Genomic DNA, 16,285 nt, shown 5'->3' on the forward strand with positions numbered 1-16,285 from the left:
GGCGACGACGGGTCGGAGTACGTCGAGTTCGCGATCGACGGCGCGGCCAGGATGTCGTCGATGATCGACGACCTACTCGAATACTCCCGCGGCGGCGGCGAGGTGTCCTTCGAGGCCGTCGACACCGAGGCGGTGTTCGAGGAGGTGATCGAGAACCTCCGGTCGACAATCGCCGAATCCGGAGCGAGGATCACCGCCGGCTCCCTTCCGACCGTCGCGGCCGACAGGACCCTCGTCGTCCAGCTGTTCCAGAACCTCGTGGAGAACGCGATAACACACGCCGACGGTCGGCCGCAGGTACACGTCACCGCGGAGCCCGCTGGCGAGATGGTCCGGTTCGCGGTGGCGGACGAAAACGGAGGGATGACCGAGGCGGAAACGGAGGGGATATTCGAGATCTTCTCCAGCGGCCACGACGAGACGGGGTCCGGTATCGGGCTGGCGACGTGCGAGAAGATTGTCGAGAGCCACGGCGGATCCATCGGCGTCGAGTCGGAGGCGGGGGTCGGCTCCGTGTTCCACTTCACGCTCCCGAAAACCCCTCCTTCCGGCGGCGAGCAGGGTGACGCCGCCGCGGTCCCCGCGGACGCCGTCGGATCGGTCGACCCGTCGACCCACGGCGACGGCGGCGCGCAGCGCTGAGGGGTCCCGACATTAGGGACCGCTTCATAATGTGGGTCGGTCGCGTGAGACCGAACGGTATGACACGGACCCCGGAGCACGCGGACGTCGATTACGGCGACGGTGCGGACGAACTTCCCACCGACTACCCGACGTTCAGCGACAAGGCGGCCAAGGCGTTCGACGTGGCTCACCGAGCGCTCGAGGCGTACGACGACCCGGCGGTCGTCTGGACCGGCGGAGCGGACTCGACGCTGACGCTCCACGTCGTCCGCGCGGTCGCCGACCGACGCGGATACGACCGACCGCCGGCGGTGTTCCTCGACCACTTTCAGCACTTCCCGGACGTCGTTGAGTTCGTGGAGCGATGGGCGGACGAGTGGGGGATCGACCTCCACGTGGCTCGCAACGAGGACGTGGCGGCCAACGCGACCGACCCCGGTGACGAGGTCCGCGTCGCGGACCTGAACGAAGCGAACCGCCGACACGTCCGGGACGTTCTCAAATACGACGGCGAGACGTTCCCGTTCCTCCTCGACGGCTACGTGGGCAACCACCTCCTCAAAACGGTGCCGCTGAACGACGCGATCGAGACCCACGACGTCGACGGCGTCGTCTCCGCCGTCAGGTGGGACGAACGGGGGGCCCGGACCGACGAGACGTTCTTCTCGGCCAGTCGATCGGCCGACGCGCACCCGACGCACGACCGCGTCCATCCGATCCTCCCGTTCACGGAGGCCGACGTGTGGGAGGCGATGTGGACTGAGGTCGTCCCCGCCACGGTCCCCGAATTCCCGGAGGAGGGACGCCTCCCCGAAAGCGCGGCCGATCTCCCGGACGGGGTCGACGTCGAAGACGTGCCGGTCTCCGGCCGCTACTTCGAGGGGTACCGGTCTCTCGGGAGCGCCGTCTCGGCCGAGAAGGAGGACGACTCCCCGGCCTGGGTACAGGAGCGTGCGGGGACGACCGGGCGGACCGGCGGCACGCGGGACGACGAGGACCTCATGGAGCGGCTCAGCGACCTCGGGTACATGTAGGTCGGACGGAATCGGAACGGGGCCGGGTCGACGAGCGAGGGCCGGGTCGACGAGCGAGGGCCGGGTCGACGAGCGACGGCACGCGCGGTTTGCCCTGACCGCACGTCGGAACGCGGTCCGCGACCGTGAACGGTCCGGCTCAACGACCGGATCTATCGGCCGTCTCGACCGTCTCGCGGTAGAGGTCGCAGAACTCTTCGAGCACCGTTTCGGGGGCGAACGTCGCGAGCTGGTCCCCGATCGCGTCGCACCGCGCGGGATACTCGGCGATGAGCCGCTCGACCGCCGCAGCGAGCCGTTCCTCGTCCCCCGGTTCGAACAGGACCCCGGCGTCGCCGACGATCGCCGCCATGCTCCCGGTGTCGGAGCTGACGATCGGCGTCCGGCTGGCGAGCGCCTCCAGCATCACGCGGCCGAACGGTTCGTCGATGACGCCGGGGTACACGAACGCGTCCGCCTTCCGGTACTGAGACGCGAGCTCCTCCCGTTCGAGGAACCCGTGCCAGACGATCCGGTCGCCCGTGCCGAGGGTGTCGGCGATCTCTCGAAGTCGATCCTCGAGGGGGCCGGTGCCGGCCACGTGCAGCTCCGCCTCGACCCCGCGGTCCGAGAGGGCCGGTAACGCCCGAAAGAGGACGTCGACGCCCTTGATCTGTCGTAGCGACCCGGCGTAGAGGAGTCGGACCGGATCCTCCGCGGTCGCTCGGGGCCGAGCGGGCTTCGTCTCCGGCGGCTCGGCGCAGAACCGCTCGTCGTAGAAGTGCGGGATGACGCGGATCCGGTCCCGATCGAACCCGACGCCGACGTAGTCGTCGCGGAGGTGAGGAGAGAGCGCCTGATAGGCCGTGACCTCGTCGCACCGCTCGATCGACTCTTTCACCAGCGGCGCCCGACCGGCCGCGAGGTAGGCGGCCTTCGTCTCCGACTCCGCCCCGTTCCGTCGGTTGATCGCGGTCGCCGGCACGCAGCCGGCGCACTTCAGCGGTCCCGGACCCGAACAGCTCTCCCGGCCGTGGTATCGGAAGCTGGCGGTCGGACACACGGCGAGATAGGAGTTGAGAGTCGCGAGCGTCGGGCAGTCGAGCGTCGCGAGCGTGGGAATGAACGCCGACGAGTAGGAGTGCACGAGGTCGTGACCCTCGAGTTCGGCTCGTTTCGAGCGCAGCGCATCCTGTTTCGTCGCGATCGGGTGCGGCAGCATCGAGAGATCGTCTTGGACGACGTACTCGACGCGGTCCCGCGCCGGGAGGTCCGCCCGCCGCGCCTCCTGCTGTGTGACCACGTAGACGGTCAGATCGTGCCGGTGCGACAGCGTCTCGATCAACAGGGAGGACGTGTTCGCGGCCCCGGTCTTCCCCTGTCCCGGGCACTCGACGGGGACGAACCCGACGTCGAGATTCGGTTCGGTCATGTGCCTACTGGCGTTCTGTTGGGGATATTTATCTGGAGAGTAATCGGGGTCCGTCCTCTCCGTTCAGCTCGGGCGCCGGCGCCGCCTCTCGACGGGTCGGACCGTCAGTCGCGACGAACCGCGGCCGCGACGACTCACGGCCGTACCGAACGACGGCGGCGATGACGCGCCTCAGGCGGTCGGGACGCGTTCGCGGGCGTCGTCTGGGCGGGTCGTCCGTACCGCCTCCCGCCCGCCGACGTAGACGCGTTCGACGGTCGGGGTCGGGTCGGGATCGACGACGAGCACGTCGGCACGGGCGCCCCTCCGAAGTCGGCCGCGGTCGTAGAGCCCGACGGCTTCCGCGGGGTTGACCGTGACTCGGGCGACTCGGGTCGCCAGCGGTTCGCCGGTGTCGACGAACGGGGCCTTCAGCAGCGACTGCGGGTGGTAGTCCGTGCAGAGGGCGTCGACGACGCCGGCGTCGACGGCCTCCCGCGCGTTCAGGTTCCCCCAGAGGCTCCCGCCGCGAACGAGGTTTGGAGCGCCCATCGTCGTCGCGACGCCGTGTTCCGACGTCGCTCGCGCCGCCGCCTCCAGCGTCACCGGGAACTCGCTGATCGACGCGCCCATCGCGGCCATTCTGTCGACCGCCTCGGGCGAGTCGTCGTCGTGGGACGCGAGCGGTACTCCCCGGTCGCGGGCGAGGGCGGCCACCCGGCCGATGAACTCGATGCGTTGCCGGGTCGAGGTGTTTCGGCGTCGGACCGCGAGCGTCGCGGCCGACTCCCGCGTGCAGTCCCGCTGCTCGACGTAGTGGTCGCTGAACTCCTCGTCGTCGAACTGTCCGCCGTCCGGGGAGTGATGCATCACCGACACGAGATCGACGGGGACCGCCTCGAGGAGCGATTCGACGGCTCCGACGCTCTCCTCCGAGAGCTCGCACCGCGCGTGGATCCGGTTGTCGCATAGCGTCTCCTCCGCGCCGGCGATCGCCCGACCCAGGTCGGTCGCGTCGGCGATCGAGCGGTCCTCCGACGGCGTCTCCTCGAACGCGATCGCGTGGAACTTCGTCGTGATCCCGGCAGCGGCGTTCCTGCGGTCGGCGGCGATCACGGCCTCCCGCGCGTCGACGCGCGCGCCGGATCGCGGATACAACTCGTCCTCGACGTCGTCCCCGTGGAGGTCGACGAGCCCGGGCATCACCACGTTCCCATCGGCGTCGACCGTCGTCGCCTCGGGGATCGGTTCCGTCCCGGCGTCGCCCACTTCGGCGACGCGACGGTCCGCGAGGACGACGCGTCCGCCCTCGATGACCCCGTGCGGCGTCACGATCGAACCGTTCCGGATCTCGACGGGATCGGTCATCTCCGCCACCCGTCGGCCGGCGCGAGCGCCCGTTCTGTCCGTCGGCACATGAGCCGAACTCTGGGCCGGCGCTATCTTTATTAATCACTCGTTCAGAGCCGCGGAAGTCGGCGGAACTCGGCTATCGGAGGGCTAAAACGCGACGCAGACGGGTCTTCACGGGTGTTCTCCGAGGCAACTCCCGACTCGTCTCCGACGGCGCCTCCGCCCCGTTGCGAACGGTCTGCACGAGTCGAGACCACCGACCCCGAGGAATCCGAGAATCTGCATCGCCCACACGCGACCCCCCTTCGGAAGCCGATGACCCGTTCGGAAGCCGGTGCCCGGCGGGCGACTCGACCGATTGGGCTTGCGATGCGACCGCACGGATCGGCCGGGCGACGCCCTTTCGACCTCGCCGCCGTCGACGGCGGCGCTGTCCGGGTCGACCGGACTGCGACGAGGGTCGCGTATCGCGACGCCGTTTCGACGACCGTCGGATCGGCGTTACAATAGTATAAAAACTGGTATATTCTATATACTACCACTTTTATTATATTTATTTCCGTTTCGGTCCGGCCGTATCTCGCCTCGGAATCGGAGTCCGGTTCGGTGACGCGCAACGTGGGCCCACGGGACTCCACCGCGAGGCGAGTCGCAGTGGCCACCCGCGGTTCCCCGCGGACCGCTGCAAGCGCGATCCCAACTCTGCAAGCGCGATCCCAACTCTGCGGGCGCGATCCCAACTCTGCAGGCGCGATCCCAACTCTGTGAGCGCCATCGCCGTCGAGAATCCGTACCCTCGGCGGACGCGGCCGAACGAGAGCGATTTCATCGGTCGCGAACCGACGGTTGCGTCAGACCGGTCGCGCGGGTCGTCGATCCGACTGGTGGCTCCGTCGACTGCGACGTGGTACGGACCCGTTCGATCCGCGGGCCGTCGACCGGCTCTCCGAGTCGGGCCGCAAGCGGTCGAATGACCGCACGAACCCAGATTTATAAGAAGTCGATGATATCTGCATGAGCGAAAGTAGTGCGGTACAGCGGCGGGGACACCGAACTTCGACAGCCCGCGCCGCGTCTCCGATCGCACCGCGACGTCCGGCTCGATGGGTCTCCGTCTCCGTCGGAGGAAAACTCCCGGACGCGGGCACTCGGAGGTCCCGCCGCCTCGCCGTCGGCTCCCGACCTGAACGACGTCCGGGCTCGGGGGTAGAAACGCGGTCGACGACACCGAAATCTTCGTCCGGCGCCTACTCGGCGCGCCACTCGCCGCCGATCTCGTTGCGCCGCATCGACGTTGCATCGCCGTCGCGGAAGACGCTCACACGCCCCGTCTCCTCGCTCAGCGTCACCGTCGCCACGACCTCCGGCCGGACCGAGGTCTCGATCGCGCTCATGTGCCGCGACCCCATCCACGGCTCGTAGCTCACGTCGTCGACGAGCCGGGACTCGCCGCTCCGGGTGCCGAGGTCGCGGAAGCGAACCATCTGCTCCTCGACCTCGCCGTCGACGGCGACGACGATCCCCCCGTCCCGTTCGACGCTCACCGTCCTGGCGGCGTCGACGAACGCGTCCTCGTCGAAGACCGACGCGCAGTCCTCCCGGGGCCAGCGGTTGTCCCCCATCGCGTCGGCGTACGCGCCGTAGCCGCGGTCGGCGACGACCGCGAAGTACAGTCCCGGTCCCTTGACGTGCGGCTCCTCCCACCCGTCGAACGCGACGCTGATGTGCTCGGCGCAGTACGTCAGCCGGTCGACGACCTCGCTGACGCGCTCGTGAGCGCCGTACTCGATCGTTAGCCGACTCATTCCCCCTCCTCGCCGGGCCGCGCGCGACTCTCCTGAACGCTCATATCACCGGAAAGGAGGGGGACGTATATAAGCGATACCGAGTCGGGTCGGGGAGTCACTCCCACGGGGTGAACAGCCGCGCGTCGAACCGGTCCGCTCGGAGGAGTCCGACGCCGAACGCGGCGGCGACGGCGGCCGGGAGGGGGTTCCCGTACCAGAGGTTGATCCCGCCCCAGAGGATCACGAAGCTCACCATGTCGTCGAGCATGAACTCGCAGTCGCGCAGGCGGTCGCGGAGCGTCGTCCCCGCGAACGCGCGGTCGAGCGTGACGACCGCGACCGTCGCCGACACCACCCAGCCGGCGTAGTTCGAGAGCGGGACGCCGTAGAAGCTCCCGCCGCCGAAGCTCCAGAAGCCGAGCGCGACCGCGCCGGGGTCGAGCACCACGTCCATCGCGACGACCGCGGCGATCACGGTCGCCAGCCGGAGCCAGCCGTTCGAGGCCCGCGGGCCCAAGAGGAGGAGACAGAGCAGGTACGCGTTGACCACGAGCGGGATGAAAAAGACCGGGAGCGCGACCGGCACGCCGCCGAGCATCGGCCCGAGGTCCACGACGTACTCGAAGGTTCCGTACGGCCACCCCGTGACGACGCCGACCAGTTCGATCGCGTAGGTGTACGCGGTCAGGACGCCGATCCACCCGAGCGCGCGGCGGTCGAGCGCGGGCAACACCCCGACGACGAGCGGCGAGCGCATCACCAACACCCCGAACAGCACGAACCACGGGTGAAAGGCGAACGGCTCCGGCACCCATCCCTCCGCGCTGCCGACCAGGGCGAGCGCGCCGACGAGCGGGAACAGCACGGCGATGGTGAACCGGTTCTCGCGGACGGTCCGGTCGAGCAGGCGCTCCGCCTCGCGGCGCGTGTCGGGAAGCCGCGCTCGGAGCGTGTCGACGCCGGACGCGGCCGACTCGGCCGACCTCGCGGACCCCGCCGATCCGTCCGGGTCGCTCACGCGAGCACCTCCGTGATCGGGTAGACGCGCCACAGCCCGCCCATCGCCAGCAGGGTGCCGACGGCGGTGTTCAGCGCCGGGAACCACCAGTACGCGCGGTCGACCGACACCGACGAGGCGGCGACCCACGCGACGAAGACCGGATACACGCCGAGCAGCGCCCCGAGCCGGAGGTCGACCGAGGCGAACGCGGCCGCGGCGACGGCCCAGCACGCGAAGCAGTAGGCGTACGTCCGTCCCTCGCCGAGCAGCGTCGCCGTCGTCCGGATCCCGGCGGCCCGGTCCGGTTCGATGTCGGGGATCGCGGAGAACGTGTGCATCCCCATCGTCCAGAGCCACGCGCCCGCGAGCGCCGCGAGCGGGGGGTGGACCCCGGCGACGGTCGCGTACGCGGCCGCGCCGGGGAGGATGTACAGGCCGTTCGAGACGGAGTCGAGGAACGGCGTCGTCTTGAACCGCACCGGCGGGGCGCTGTACCCCACCGACAGCAGGAGGAACCCGGCGAGGTACGGCCACGCGACCCGCGGCGCGAGCGCGAAGGTGGCGAGCCCCGCGAGCGCCGACGCGAGCACCGCGACCGCGACGAGGCGGCTCCCACGCCAGCGCGCCTCGCGGTCCTCCTTCTTCGGGTTCAGCTCGTCGATGTCGGCGTCGAACGCGTCGTTGACGCCGTAGAGGAAGACGTTCGCGGGGACGAGGAAGTACGCCGCCAGCGCGACGGTCGTCGGCGTGAACAGCTCGCTCACGTCGCCGATACCGTACGTGACGCCGACCGCGACGGGGCCCGCGAGGTACAGCCAGAAGCGCGGCCGCGACAACACCAGCAGGTACCGGAGGTCCTCGGCGAACGCCCGCCGGCCGGAGTCGGTCGCTGTGTCGGTCACGGCTTTCCTCACGCCGTCTTCGAGACCGTCTCCGCCGTTATCTGTCCGCTGATGAGACACATCGGGACGCCGATGCCGGGCGTCGTCGTCGACCCCGTGAAGTAGAGCCCGTCGACCGCGTCGGACTCGTGGGACGGCCGGAGCAGCGAGGTCTGTCGCAGGGTGTGCGCCAGGCCGAGCGCGCTCCCCTGATAGCTGTTGTACCGGTCGGCGAAGTCGTCGACGCTGAACGTCTCCTCGACGACGATCCGGTCGCGGAGTTCCGTTCCGGTGTTCTCGGCGATATCGTCCAACACGAGGTCGCGGTACTCCTCGCGCAGTTCGGGCGTGTCCTCGAGCCCGGGCGCGACGGGGACCAAGGCGAAGAGGTTGCTGTGCCCCTCGGGCGCCACCGTGTCGTCGGTCTCAGAGGGCACGCAGAGGTAGTAGGCGGGGTCGTCGGGCCACGCCGGGTCGTCGAAGATCTGCTCGAAGTGACCGTCCCACGCCGTCGGCAGCACCAGCGTGTGGTGTTCGAGGTTCGGCACGTCGCCCTCGACGCCGAGGTACAACAGGAACGCGGAGGGGGCGTACGTCCGCGACTCCCAGTACGCCTCGGTGTACTGCCGCTTGCGCGGCGGGAGCAGTTCCTGTTCGGTGTGCGCGTAGTCGGCGTCGGAGACGACCAGGTCCGGGAGGTAGCGCTCGCCGTCGGCGGTGTCGACCGCGAACGCGCCGCGGCGCCCCTCGATCCCCGTCACCTCGGCGTCGGTGACGTACTCCACGCCGAGGTCGTCGCCGAGCTCGACGATCCCGTCGACGACGGCGCCGATCCCGCCCTCGGGGTAGTAGACGCCCATGTTGTAGTCCACGTGGCTCATCAGGTTGTACAGCGCCGGGGTGTTGTACGGCGAGCCGCCGAGGAAGACGAGGGTGTACTGCATCAGCTGCTGGAGCTTCGGGTGGTCGAAGTAGTCCTCCACGTGTCCCTGCATCTTGCCCAAAAGCGAGAGCCCCCACGAGTACCGGAGCACGTCCTTGTCGACGTAGTCGCGGAGGCGCGGCCGGTCCTCGTAGACGAAGTGCTCCATCCCGATGTTGTACGTCCGCTCCGACTCCGCTAAGTACGCCTCGAACGCCTCGCCTGCGCCGGGTTCGTACTCCTCGAACAGCTCCCGGTTCGCCTCGCGGTCCGGGAGCACGTCGACCTTGTCGCCGTCCTTCCAGAACACGCGGTAGTGGGGGTCGAGCCGCTCTAACTCGTAGAACTCGTCGGGCGAGCGGCCGAAGTGGCCGAAGAAGCGCTCGAACACGTCCGGCATCAGGTACCACGAGGGGCCCATGTCGAAGCGGAACCCGTCGGTTTCCAGTCGGCTCGCGCGCCCGCCGAGCTGTTCGTTCTTCTCCAAGAGGGTCACGTCCGCGCCGGCGTCCGCGAGGTAACAGGCTGTCGAGAGACCGCCGAATCCACCGCCGATCACGACGACGGATTCGCCGGCCACGGCGTCGATGTCCGGGGCCACGTCCATGTTAGATCGTAGGGGCGGCGGCGGTATAAATACCGGCCAGACGCGGCGGCGGTCCCCCGCTCCGCCCGTCTCGGCTCCGCCGCCGACGGCCGCCGATCCGACGCGGCGAGTGGGTACGCCTAAGTCGCCGACGCCCCTACCGATTCGCATATGGATCCGACGGTCGCGATCACCGGCGCAACGAGCGGGATCGGGCGGGCGGTTGCCGAGGCGTTCGTCGAGGCGGGGGCGTTCGTCGCCGTCTCCGGCCGCGACGGCGACGCGGTCGATCGGACCGTCGCGGAGCTGAACGGCGACGGGGAGGGCGCCGCCGGCGAGGCGTGGGGCGAGCGCGTCGACGTCCGCGACGAGTTCGACCTCGAGCGCTTCTTCCAGCGGGCCGCCCGCGAGGGGGGACCGATCGACGTCGTGCTCGCGAACGCCGCCGTCTTTCACGGCGGCCCCGGCGAGAGCCCGACGGACGAGGTCTCGTACGCCGACTACGACGACACCATGCGCACCAACGCCCGCGGCGCCTTCGCGACGATCGGCGAGGCGGTCCCGCACCTCGCCGACGACGCGCGGGTGATCGTCCCCTCGGGGTCGGTCGCCCACGAGTCGAAGGCCGGGATGGGCGCGTACGCGGTCTCGAAGGCGGCGGCCGAGGCGGTCGCGCGCGGGTTCGCGGCCGACCTCGACGCGACGGTCGGCGTCGTCGACCCGGGACTCGTCGCCACCGACCTCACCGGCATGGAGCGCGCTCGCGACCCCGAGAGCGTCGCGCCGCTGTTCGTCTGGGCGGCCACCGAGGCGCCCGCCGAGGAGCTGAACGGCGAGCGACTGGGGCTGCGCGAGTGGAAGTCGGCGACGCGATAGGACTCGATCGAGTTCGGATCGGCGGAGAACACCTCCGAAGCCCCAGCCGCTCGCTTATAAATAGTCGCTGACGGATCGGCGAAGAACACCTCCGAAGCGGCAGTCGCTCGCTTATAAATAGTCGCTGACGGATCGGCGGAGAACACCTCCGAAGCGGCAGCCGCGCTCGACTCCCACAGCTTGCTGCGGTCCTCGGTCGCTACGCTCCCTGTGGTCCTTGCGTCGCTGGGGTTCGTCGAGCGCGGCTGCCCCTTTGAGTCCCGCCCCACACAGCGACCGCACCTCACGCCTCCCCAGCCTCGCCGGTCGCCCATCGCTTCGCTCGGGCGACCGCCTCCCTCGCGCGTGCTCCTCGCGCCCGAAGGGCGCTCGGAGGCACGCGCCACCGCGGTTGTTGTTTACAACTGATCGTCGTCTTCGCTTATTGATATTTAAATATCGTCTCGCCGATTCCGCGGCCCGGACACCGAGAATTATCCCTCGGTCGGTCGAAGGGGGGATATGGCACTCGCGGACCCCGACCTCTCGGGCTCGACGGCGTTCATCACCGGAACGACCCGCGGCATCGGCAAGCAACTCGCGCTCGCGCTCGCCGACCGCGGCTGTAACGTCGTCTCGACGGGCAAGACGACCGACGACGACGACTCCGAGCTGGCGGGGTCGATCGAGCGGACGGCCCGCGAGGTGCGCGACCGCGGGGCCGAGGCGCTCGCGCTCGAACTCGACCTCCGGGACGAGGACCGCGTCGAGGCGGCGGTCGGGGCGGCGATCGACCGCTTCGGCGAGGTCGACGTCGTGATCAACAACGCGAGCGCGATCCAGCTCGCGAACGTCGCCGACCTGCCGGCCGATCGGTTCGACCTCCTGACCGACGTGAACGTCCGCGGTACCCACCTCGTCGCGCACGCGTTCGCGGACCACCTCGCGGGGCTCGACGAGGCGTGGTTCCTGTCGAACTCGCCGCCGGTCGTGACCGACCGCTCGCCGGGGAAGGCGCCGTACGCGTGGTCGAAGCTCGGGATGTCGTTCATCACGCTCTCGCTGGCCGAGGAGCTGGCGAGCGACGGCGTCGGCTGTAACACGTTCTGGCCGGTGACGACGATCGACACCCGCGCGACCCGCTACTTCGGGCTCGGGACCGAGGACGACTGGCGCACCCCGGAGATCGTCTCCGACGCGGTGCTCGAGATCCTCGCGCGCGACCCCTCGGAGTGCACCGGCGAGAGCTTCTACGACGAGGCGCTGCTCCGGGAGGCGGGCGTCACCGACTTCTCCGACTACAACCTCACCGAGGGCGACCCGGCGCCGATGTCGGCGCGGCTGTTCGACCCGTCGTTCGAGCGCGAGGCGTGACCTCGCCCCCGGTGCGGCGACGACGCGTCGCCGGCGCCGAAACCGCATGGAGGCCGTCGCGACCCGTCGTCACTCCGTGACCGCCTCCCGGAGCGCGGCGGTCGCCGCTTCCGGGTCCTCGGCGGCGGTGATCGCGGAGACGACCGCGACCCCCGCCGCGCCGGCCGCGGCCACCGCGCCCGCGTTGTCGGCGTCGATCCCGCCGATCCCGATAACCGGGAGGTCGACCGCCCTCGCGATCTCCCGGACCCGCTCGGTCCCGATCCCGTCTCTCGCGTCCGGCACGTCCTTCGTGCGCGTCCCGTACACCGCCCCGACGCCGAGGTAGTCGGCGCCCGCCGCCGCGGCCGCCTCCGCCTGCTCGACCGTCGAGGTCGAGCGCCCGACGATCGCGTCGTCGCCGAGCTGTTCGCGCGCGACCTCGATCGGGAGGTCCGACTGCCCGAGGTGGACGCCGTCGGCGTCGATAGCGGCCGCGATGTCGACCCGATCGTTGACGATCAGCGGGACGCCGGCGTCGGCCGTGAGTTCGCGCAGCCGCGTCCCGACCTCGTACCGCTCCGCGTCGGGCGCGTCCTTCTCGCGGAGCTGCACGGCGTCGACGCCGCCCGCGAGCGCCGCCTCGACGACCGCCTCGGTGTCGCGGCCCGCCGACCGGCTCGACTGCGTCACGAGGTACGTCCGCCACTCAGTGGTATTCATTAGTTGTACCTTCGGGCGGTCGCCGTGAAAAGCTACCGTTCGAGCGACGGTCCCGCGCGGATCGGGACGCCCCCCGCGACCCGCCGCGGTGAACAGACCCAAGCCGCGCCGCCCCGTACCGACGGTGATGCGATCACGACTCCGGGCGGCGGCCGCCCGACTCCGTTCCGCGCTCTCGCGGCTCGGCTCGGCGACGGCGGACGGGCTCGACCGCGCCGGCGTCATCGACCGCGACCGGCTCGGGGAGACCCTCGACCTCGCGTGGCCCCGGGTCGTCACCGGGTTCGCGATCATGTCGAAGAACACGGTCGACCTGGCGGTCGTCGGGATCGCGCTCGGGGCGCCCTCCGTCGCCGGGCTGGCGTTCGCGTTCGCCTACTGGCAGCTCGCGAAGTTCGTCTCGATCGGGCTCGCCGGCGGGACGGTGTCGCTCGTCTCGCAGAACTACGGCGGCGGCGAGGGCGACCGCGCCGCGCTCGTCGTCAAGGCCTCTCTCCTCGTCGCGCTGGCGCTCGCCGCGCCCATCGTCGTCGGCTTCGTCGCGTTCGCGGAGCCCCTGATCGCCCTCGTCGGCGGCGAGGGGACCGCCCTCCGGGCCGGGACGGTGTACCTCGCCGTCACCGCGCCGGCGCTCGCCTTCGAGTTCTTCAACATGATCGCGAGCCGCACGTACGCCGGCGTCGGCGACACGTTCACGCCGATGGTGGTCCGGGCCGGGGGCGCGCTCCTCAACGTCGCGCTCACCGCCTGGCTCGTGCTCGGCGCCGGCCTCGGCGTGTTCGGCGCGGGGCTCGGCACCGCCGTCTCCGTCGCCGCCGTCGGGGTCGCGCTCTCGTGGGGGATGACCGGCCGGTCGTACTTCGGGCGCGGCGCCTCGCCGATCCCGATCGGGCGAGACGGCCCGTGGATCGACGCCGGCCTGGTCCGACAGCTCCTCCGGGTCTCCGCGCCCCTGATCGCTCGCCGCGTGGCCGAGGGCGTCGCCGTGTTCCCCCTGCTGTGGATCGCCTCCTCGTTCGGCGACGCCACCGTCGCGGCCCTCGAGGTCGGGCGGCGCGTCCGGGCGCTCCTCGGGAGCTTCAGCTGGGGCTTCTCCATCGCCGCGAGCACGCTCGTCGGCCAGCGGCTCGGCGCGGGCGAGGAGTCGCTCGCGACCGAGTACGGCCGCGACGTGATCCGGCTGTCGGCGGTCGTCTACGCCCTCGCGTCGGCGGTCGTCCTGCTGGCCGCCGACCCGATCGCCGGCGTGTTCGTCGACGACCCGGCGGCCGTGACCGCGACCGCCGCCTTCGTCGTCGTCGCCGCGATATCGGCGGTCCCGCTCGGCGTCGACGGCTCGGTGACCGGGTCGCTCAGAGGGGCGGGCGACACCCGCTGGCCGTTCCTCGCGTCGATGGTCGGGCTGTACGTCGTCGCGCTCCCGGCCGCGCTGCTCGGGCTGGTGACGCCGCTCGGCGTCGGCGGGCTGTACGCGGCGGTGATCGCCGAGAAGCTGGTGCCGGCCGGGTTGAACCTCGCGCGGTTCCGCTCGGACCGGTGGCAGGCGGTCAGCCGGCAGTACCGGCCGGACGCGGCGGAGGGCGACGCGTCGACAGACTAACCGAAACGGCTCTCGCGGGCCGACCCGTCACTCGTCGTCGGCGACCGACTCGAGGACCTCGACGCTGCCGGTGAGCTGCCGGTGGACGTACGGCATGTCGATGCCGGCCTCGTCGAACGCCTCCTTCACCGCGGTGACGTACTCCGAGCGCACCCGGACGAAGTCGCCGCGGTCCGGGTCCGAGATCCACCAGCGCGACTGGAGTCCCACGGCCGAGTCGCCGAGCTCAACGAGCCGGACCGAGACGCCCGGGTCGTCGAGGATCTCCTCGTGCGCCCGCGCCTTCTCCACGATGATGTCGGTCGCCTGCGCGATGTCGTCGTCGTAGCCGATCCCGAAGACGAACTTCTGGCGCAGTGTCTCGTAGGCGACCGGGTTGGTGACGGCGCCGTTCGCGAGGTCGCCGTTCGGTACCGTGATCCGCTCGTTGTCGAACGTCCGGACCCGCGAGACGCGCAGGTCGATGTCCTCGACGCGGCCGGCGTTCCCGTCCCACTCGATCCAGTCGCCGACCTCGAACGGCTTGTCCTTCAGGATGAATATCCCGGCGACGAAGTTGCCGAGGAGGTCCTGCGCGGCGAAGCCGACCGCGAGCGCGATGGCGCCGCCGAAGACGGCGAACGCCGAGAGGAACGCGCCGTAGCCCGCCATCGTGAATCCGATGGCGATCGCCGCCACCCAGACGACGGCGTTCGCCACGCTCGACCCGAGGCTGAGAACGGCCTCGTCGAACCCTCGCGACCTCAACACCCGTTTGACCGCCGGCACGAGCACGACCTTGCCCAGCAGCAACACGCCCACGAACCCGACGAGGAACAGGGCCACCGAGAAGAGGATCCCCGTCAGGGCCGCGCTCAATCCGAACCCGCCGAACTGTAGTGGTAGCATCACGCACCCATTCGGAGAGGTATTTAAAGAAGCTACTGGCAGCGCAGTTGTTTATCCCGGGTCCGTCGCCCGGTTCGGAGCCGCACGCGACCCGCGAACCGGGGTCCGCTCAGTCGCCGCGGACCGCGAGCGGTCCGTCGCCGCGGGCGACCCCGCGAAGCCGCCGCCCGTGGACGTCGTCCGCGCGGATCCGGTCGATCACCGCGGAGGGGAGCCACCCGTCGCGGCCCGCCGGCGAGCGGGCGGGGTCGACGCCCGCCGGTCGGAGGTCGTCCGGGAGGTACCGCTCGTAGGTCGGGAGCCGCTCGCGGAGGGGCATCCCGCCCGCGTCGGCGACCGCCCGGAGGCCGTCGAGGTCGGGCCACTCGTAGGCCGGGTTGATGTAGTCGTCCGTCACCGGCGAGACGCCGCCGAGGTCGTCTATCCCGCAGTCGACGAGGTCGGCCGCGGGCGAGAGGTTCGGCGGGACCTGTACCGACACCTCCGGGGGGAGCGCCGCCCGGGCCATCGCGACGACGCGGCGCATCGTCCGGAGATCGGGCTTCGCGAAGTCCGACCGCTCGTTCGGGACGACGTTCTGCACGATCACCTCCTGGACGTGGCCGTGGCGCTCGTGGAGCCGGCGTATCGCGAGGAGGCTCTCCGCGCGGTCCCGCCAATCCTCGCCGATGCCGACGAGGATCCCCGTGGTGAACGGGACGCCTCGGCGGCCCGCGGCCCGGATCGTGTTGAGCCGCTGGCCGGGGGTCTTCCGCCGACCGCCGCCGTGCGCGTCGACGTCGGCGGTCGTCTCCAGCATGACGCCCATCGAGGCGTTCACTTCCCGCAGGGCCGCGAACTGCGACTCCGTGAGGTCGCCGGGGTTCGAGTGCGGGAGCAGCCCCTCCTCCAAGGCGATCTCGCAGGCGCGATACAGGTAGTCGTGGACCGAGTCGAACCCCCACTCGTCGAGCGTCTCGTGGATTTCGGTGTACCGGTCGTCCGGGTCGTCGCCGAAGGTGAACAGCGCCTCCGTGCAGCCGGCGTCGGCGCCGACCCGGCAGCGCTCGCGGACCTCCGCCGGCGAGAGCAGGGAGGCCTCGCCCGGCACGTCGTAGTAGGTGCAGTAGGTGCAGGTGTACCGGCAGGCGGTCGTCAGCGGCACGAAGACGTTCCGGGCGAAGGTGAGCCGCTCCGCGGGGTCGACGTCGGCGGGCGTCATCGAGAGCAGCCGCTCCACGCGGTCCGCGTCGATCGAGAGGTCGATCCCGTACTCGCCGGCCGCCGTGAACACGTCCGCTTCTCACGCT

14 protein-coding genes are annotated in these 16,285 nt (G+C 70.6%); 5 read left to right on the forward strand and 9 right to left on the reverse strand.

Annotated features, from left to right (window positions below):
- The coding region (locus DJ73_RS05460; RefSeq protein WP_141212908.1) for an ATP-binding protein at positions 1-642 on the forward strand (642 nt) is incomplete at its 5' end.
- A gap of 59 nt (positions 643-701) precedes the next feature.
- Positions 702-1,658 (forward strand): phosphoadenosine phosphosulfate reductase family protein, encoded by a 957-nt coding sequence (locus DJ73_RS05465; protein ID WP_094525781.1) that lies wholly within the window; start codon positions 702-704, stop codon positions 1,656-1,658.
- 139 nt (positions 1,659-1,797) lie between these two features.
- Here the strand turns inward: DJ73_RS05465 and DJ73_RS05470 are convergent, their stop codons facing one another.
- The 6 genes from DJ73_RS05470 to DJ73_RS05495 form a co-directional block, all read right to left on the reverse strand.
- Positions 1,798-3,069 carry a glycosyltransferase family 4 protein gene (locus DJ73_RS05470; RefSeq protein ID WP_094557472.1) on the reverse strand — a complete coding sequence of 424 codons (1,272 nt, stop codon included), beginning with the start codon at positions 3,067-3,069 and terminating at the stop codon, positions 1,798-1,800.
- 171 nt (positions 3,070-3,240) lie between these two features.
- Positions 3,241-4,416 carry an alpha-D-ribose 1-methylphosphonate 5-triphosphate diphosphatase gene (locus DJ73_RS05475; protein ID WP_094557489.1) on the reverse strand — a complete coding sequence of 392 codons (1,176 nt, stop codon included), beginning with the start codon at positions 4,414-4,416 and terminating at the stop codon, positions 3,241-3,243.
- A 1,232-nt stretch (positions 4,417-5,648) separates the two neighbouring features.
- Positions 5,649-6,206 carry a diadenylate cyclase gene (locus DJ73_RS05480; RefSeq protein WP_094524683.1) on the reverse strand — a complete coding sequence of 186 codons (558 nt, stop codon included), beginning with the start codon at positions 6,204-6,206 and terminating at the stop codon, positions 5,649-5,651.
- 97 nt (positions 6,207-6,303) lie between these two features.
- Positions 6,304-7,206, reverse strand: coding sequence for a bisanhydrobacterioruberin hydratase (cruF, locus tag DJ73_RS05485; protein WP_094557473.1), 903 nt, complete (start codon positions 7,204-7,206; stop codon positions 6,304-6,306).
- Positions 7,203-8,090: a prenyltransferase gene (locus DJ73_RS05490; RefSeq protein ID WP_394338280.1), complete on the reverse strand. Its 888-nt coding sequence runs from the start codon at positions 8,088-8,090 to the stop codon at positions 7,203-7,205. The genes cruF and DJ73_RS05490 overlap by 4 nt, the downstream gene beginning before the upstream one ends.
- Before the next feature lie 8 nt (positions 8,091-8,098).
- Positions 8,099-9,598 (reverse strand): NAD(P)/FAD-dependent oxidoreductase, encoded by a 1,500-nt coding sequence (locus tag DJ73_RS05495; RefSeq protein WP_094524686.1) that lies wholly within the window; start codon positions 9,596-9,598, stop codon positions 8,099-8,101.
- A 150-nt stretch (positions 9,599-9,748) separates the two neighbouring features.
- Between DJ73_RS05495 and DJ73_RS05500 the strand changes: the two genes are divergently transcribed.
- Positions 9,749-10,453, forward strand: coding sequence for an SDR family oxidoreductase (locus DJ73_RS05500; protein ID WP_094524687.1), 705 nt, complete (start codon positions 9,749-9,751; stop codon positions 10,451-10,453).
- 501 nt (positions 10,454-10,954) lie between these two features.
- On the forward strand, positions 10,955-11,806 hold the full coding sequence (locus DJ73_RS05505; protein WP_094527405.1) for an SDR family oxidoreductase: 852 nt from the start codon (positions 10,955-10,957) through the stop codon (positions 11,804-11,806).
- A 69-nt stretch (positions 11,807-11,875) separates the two neighbouring features.
- Here DJ73_RS05505 and thiE read toward each other — a convergent pair whose 3' ends face one another.
- Positions 11,876-12,508 (reverse strand): thiamine phosphate synthase, encoded by a 633-nt coding sequence (gene thiE, locus DJ73_RS05510; protein ID WP_094524689.1) that lies wholly within the window; start codon positions 12,506-12,508, stop codon positions 11,876-11,878.
- Between the two features lie 127 nt (positions 12,509-12,635).
- Between thiE and DJ73_RS05515 the strand changes: the two genes are divergently transcribed.
- On the forward strand, positions 12,636-14,108 hold the full coding sequence (locus DJ73_RS05515; protein ID WP_094557474.1) for an MATE family efflux transporter: 1,473 nt from the start codon (positions 12,636-12,638) through the stop codon (positions 14,106-14,108).
- Positions 14,109-14,135: 27 nt separating this feature from the next.
- Here DJ73_RS05515 and DJ73_RS05520 read toward each other — a convergent pair whose 3' ends face one another.
- Together DJ73_RS05520 and cofG are read right to left on the reverse strand one after the other, a co-directional pair.
- Positions 14,136-14,996: a mechanosensitive ion channel family protein gene (locus DJ73_RS05520; protein ID WP_094557475.1), complete on the reverse strand. Its 861-nt coding sequence runs from the start codon at positions 14,994-14,996 to the stop codon at positions 14,136-14,138.
- 109 nt (positions 14,997-15,105) lie between these two features.
- Positions 15,106-16,269, reverse strand: coding sequence for a 7,8-didemethyl-8-hydroxy-5-deazariboflavin synthase subunit CofG (gene cofG / locus DJ73_RS05525; RefSeq protein ID WP_094557476.1), 1,164 nt, complete (start codon positions 16,267-16,269; stop codon positions 15,106-15,108).
- Positions 16,270-16,285: the final 16 nt, after the last annotated feature.

The sequence above is a fragment of the Halorubrum sp. Ea1 genome (genome assembly GCF_002252965.1).
GTDB lineage: Archaea > Halobacteriota > Halobacteria > Halobacteriales > Haloferacaceae > Halorubrum.

What these genes read in the sequence shown, in the direction of transcription:
- DJ73_RS05500 (WP_094524687.1), top strand. Translation starts at nt 9,749, where the DNA reads ATGGATCCGACGGTCGCGATCACCGGCGCAACGAGCGGGATCGGGCGG.
- thiE (WP_094524689.1), bottom strand. Translation starts at nt 12,508, where the DNA reads ATGAATACCACTGAGTGGCGGACGTACCTCGTGACGCAGTCGAGCCGG.
- DJ73_RS05470 (WP_094557472.1), bottom strand. Translation starts at nt 3,069, where the DNA reads ATGACCGAACCGAATCTCGACGTCGGGTTCGTCCCCGTCGAGTGCCCG.
- DJ73_RS05475 (WP_094557489.1), bottom strand. Translation starts at nt 4,416, where the DNA reads ATGACCGATCCCGTCGAGATCCGGAACGGTTCGATCGTGACGCCGCAC.
- DJ73_RS05465 (WP_094525781.1), top strand. Translation starts at nt 702, where the DNA reads ATGACACGGACCCCGGAGCACGCGGACGTCGATTACGGCGACGGTGCG.
- DJ73_RS05495 (WP_094524686.1), bottom strand. Translation starts at nt 9,598, where the DNA reads ATGGACGTGGCCCCGGACATCGACGCCGTGGCCGGCGAATCCGTCGTC.
- DJ73_RS05505 (WP_094527405.1), top strand. Translation starts at nt 10,955, where the DNA reads ATGGCACTCGCGGACCCCGACCTCTCGGGCTCGACGGCGTTCATCACC.
- DJ73_RS05515 (WP_094557474.1), top strand. Translation starts at nt 12,636, where the DNA reads ATGCGATCACGACTCCGGGCGGCGGCCGCCCGACTCCGTTCCGCGCTC.
- DJ73_RS05480 (WP_094524683.1), bottom strand. Translation starts at nt 6,206, where the DNA reads ATGAGTCGGCTAACGATCGAGTACGGCGCTCACGAGCGCGTCAGCGAG.
- DJ73_RS05520 (WP_094557475.1), bottom strand. Translation starts at nt 14,996, where the DNA reads ATGCTACCACTACAGTTCGGCGGGTTCGGATTGAGCGCGGCCCTGACG.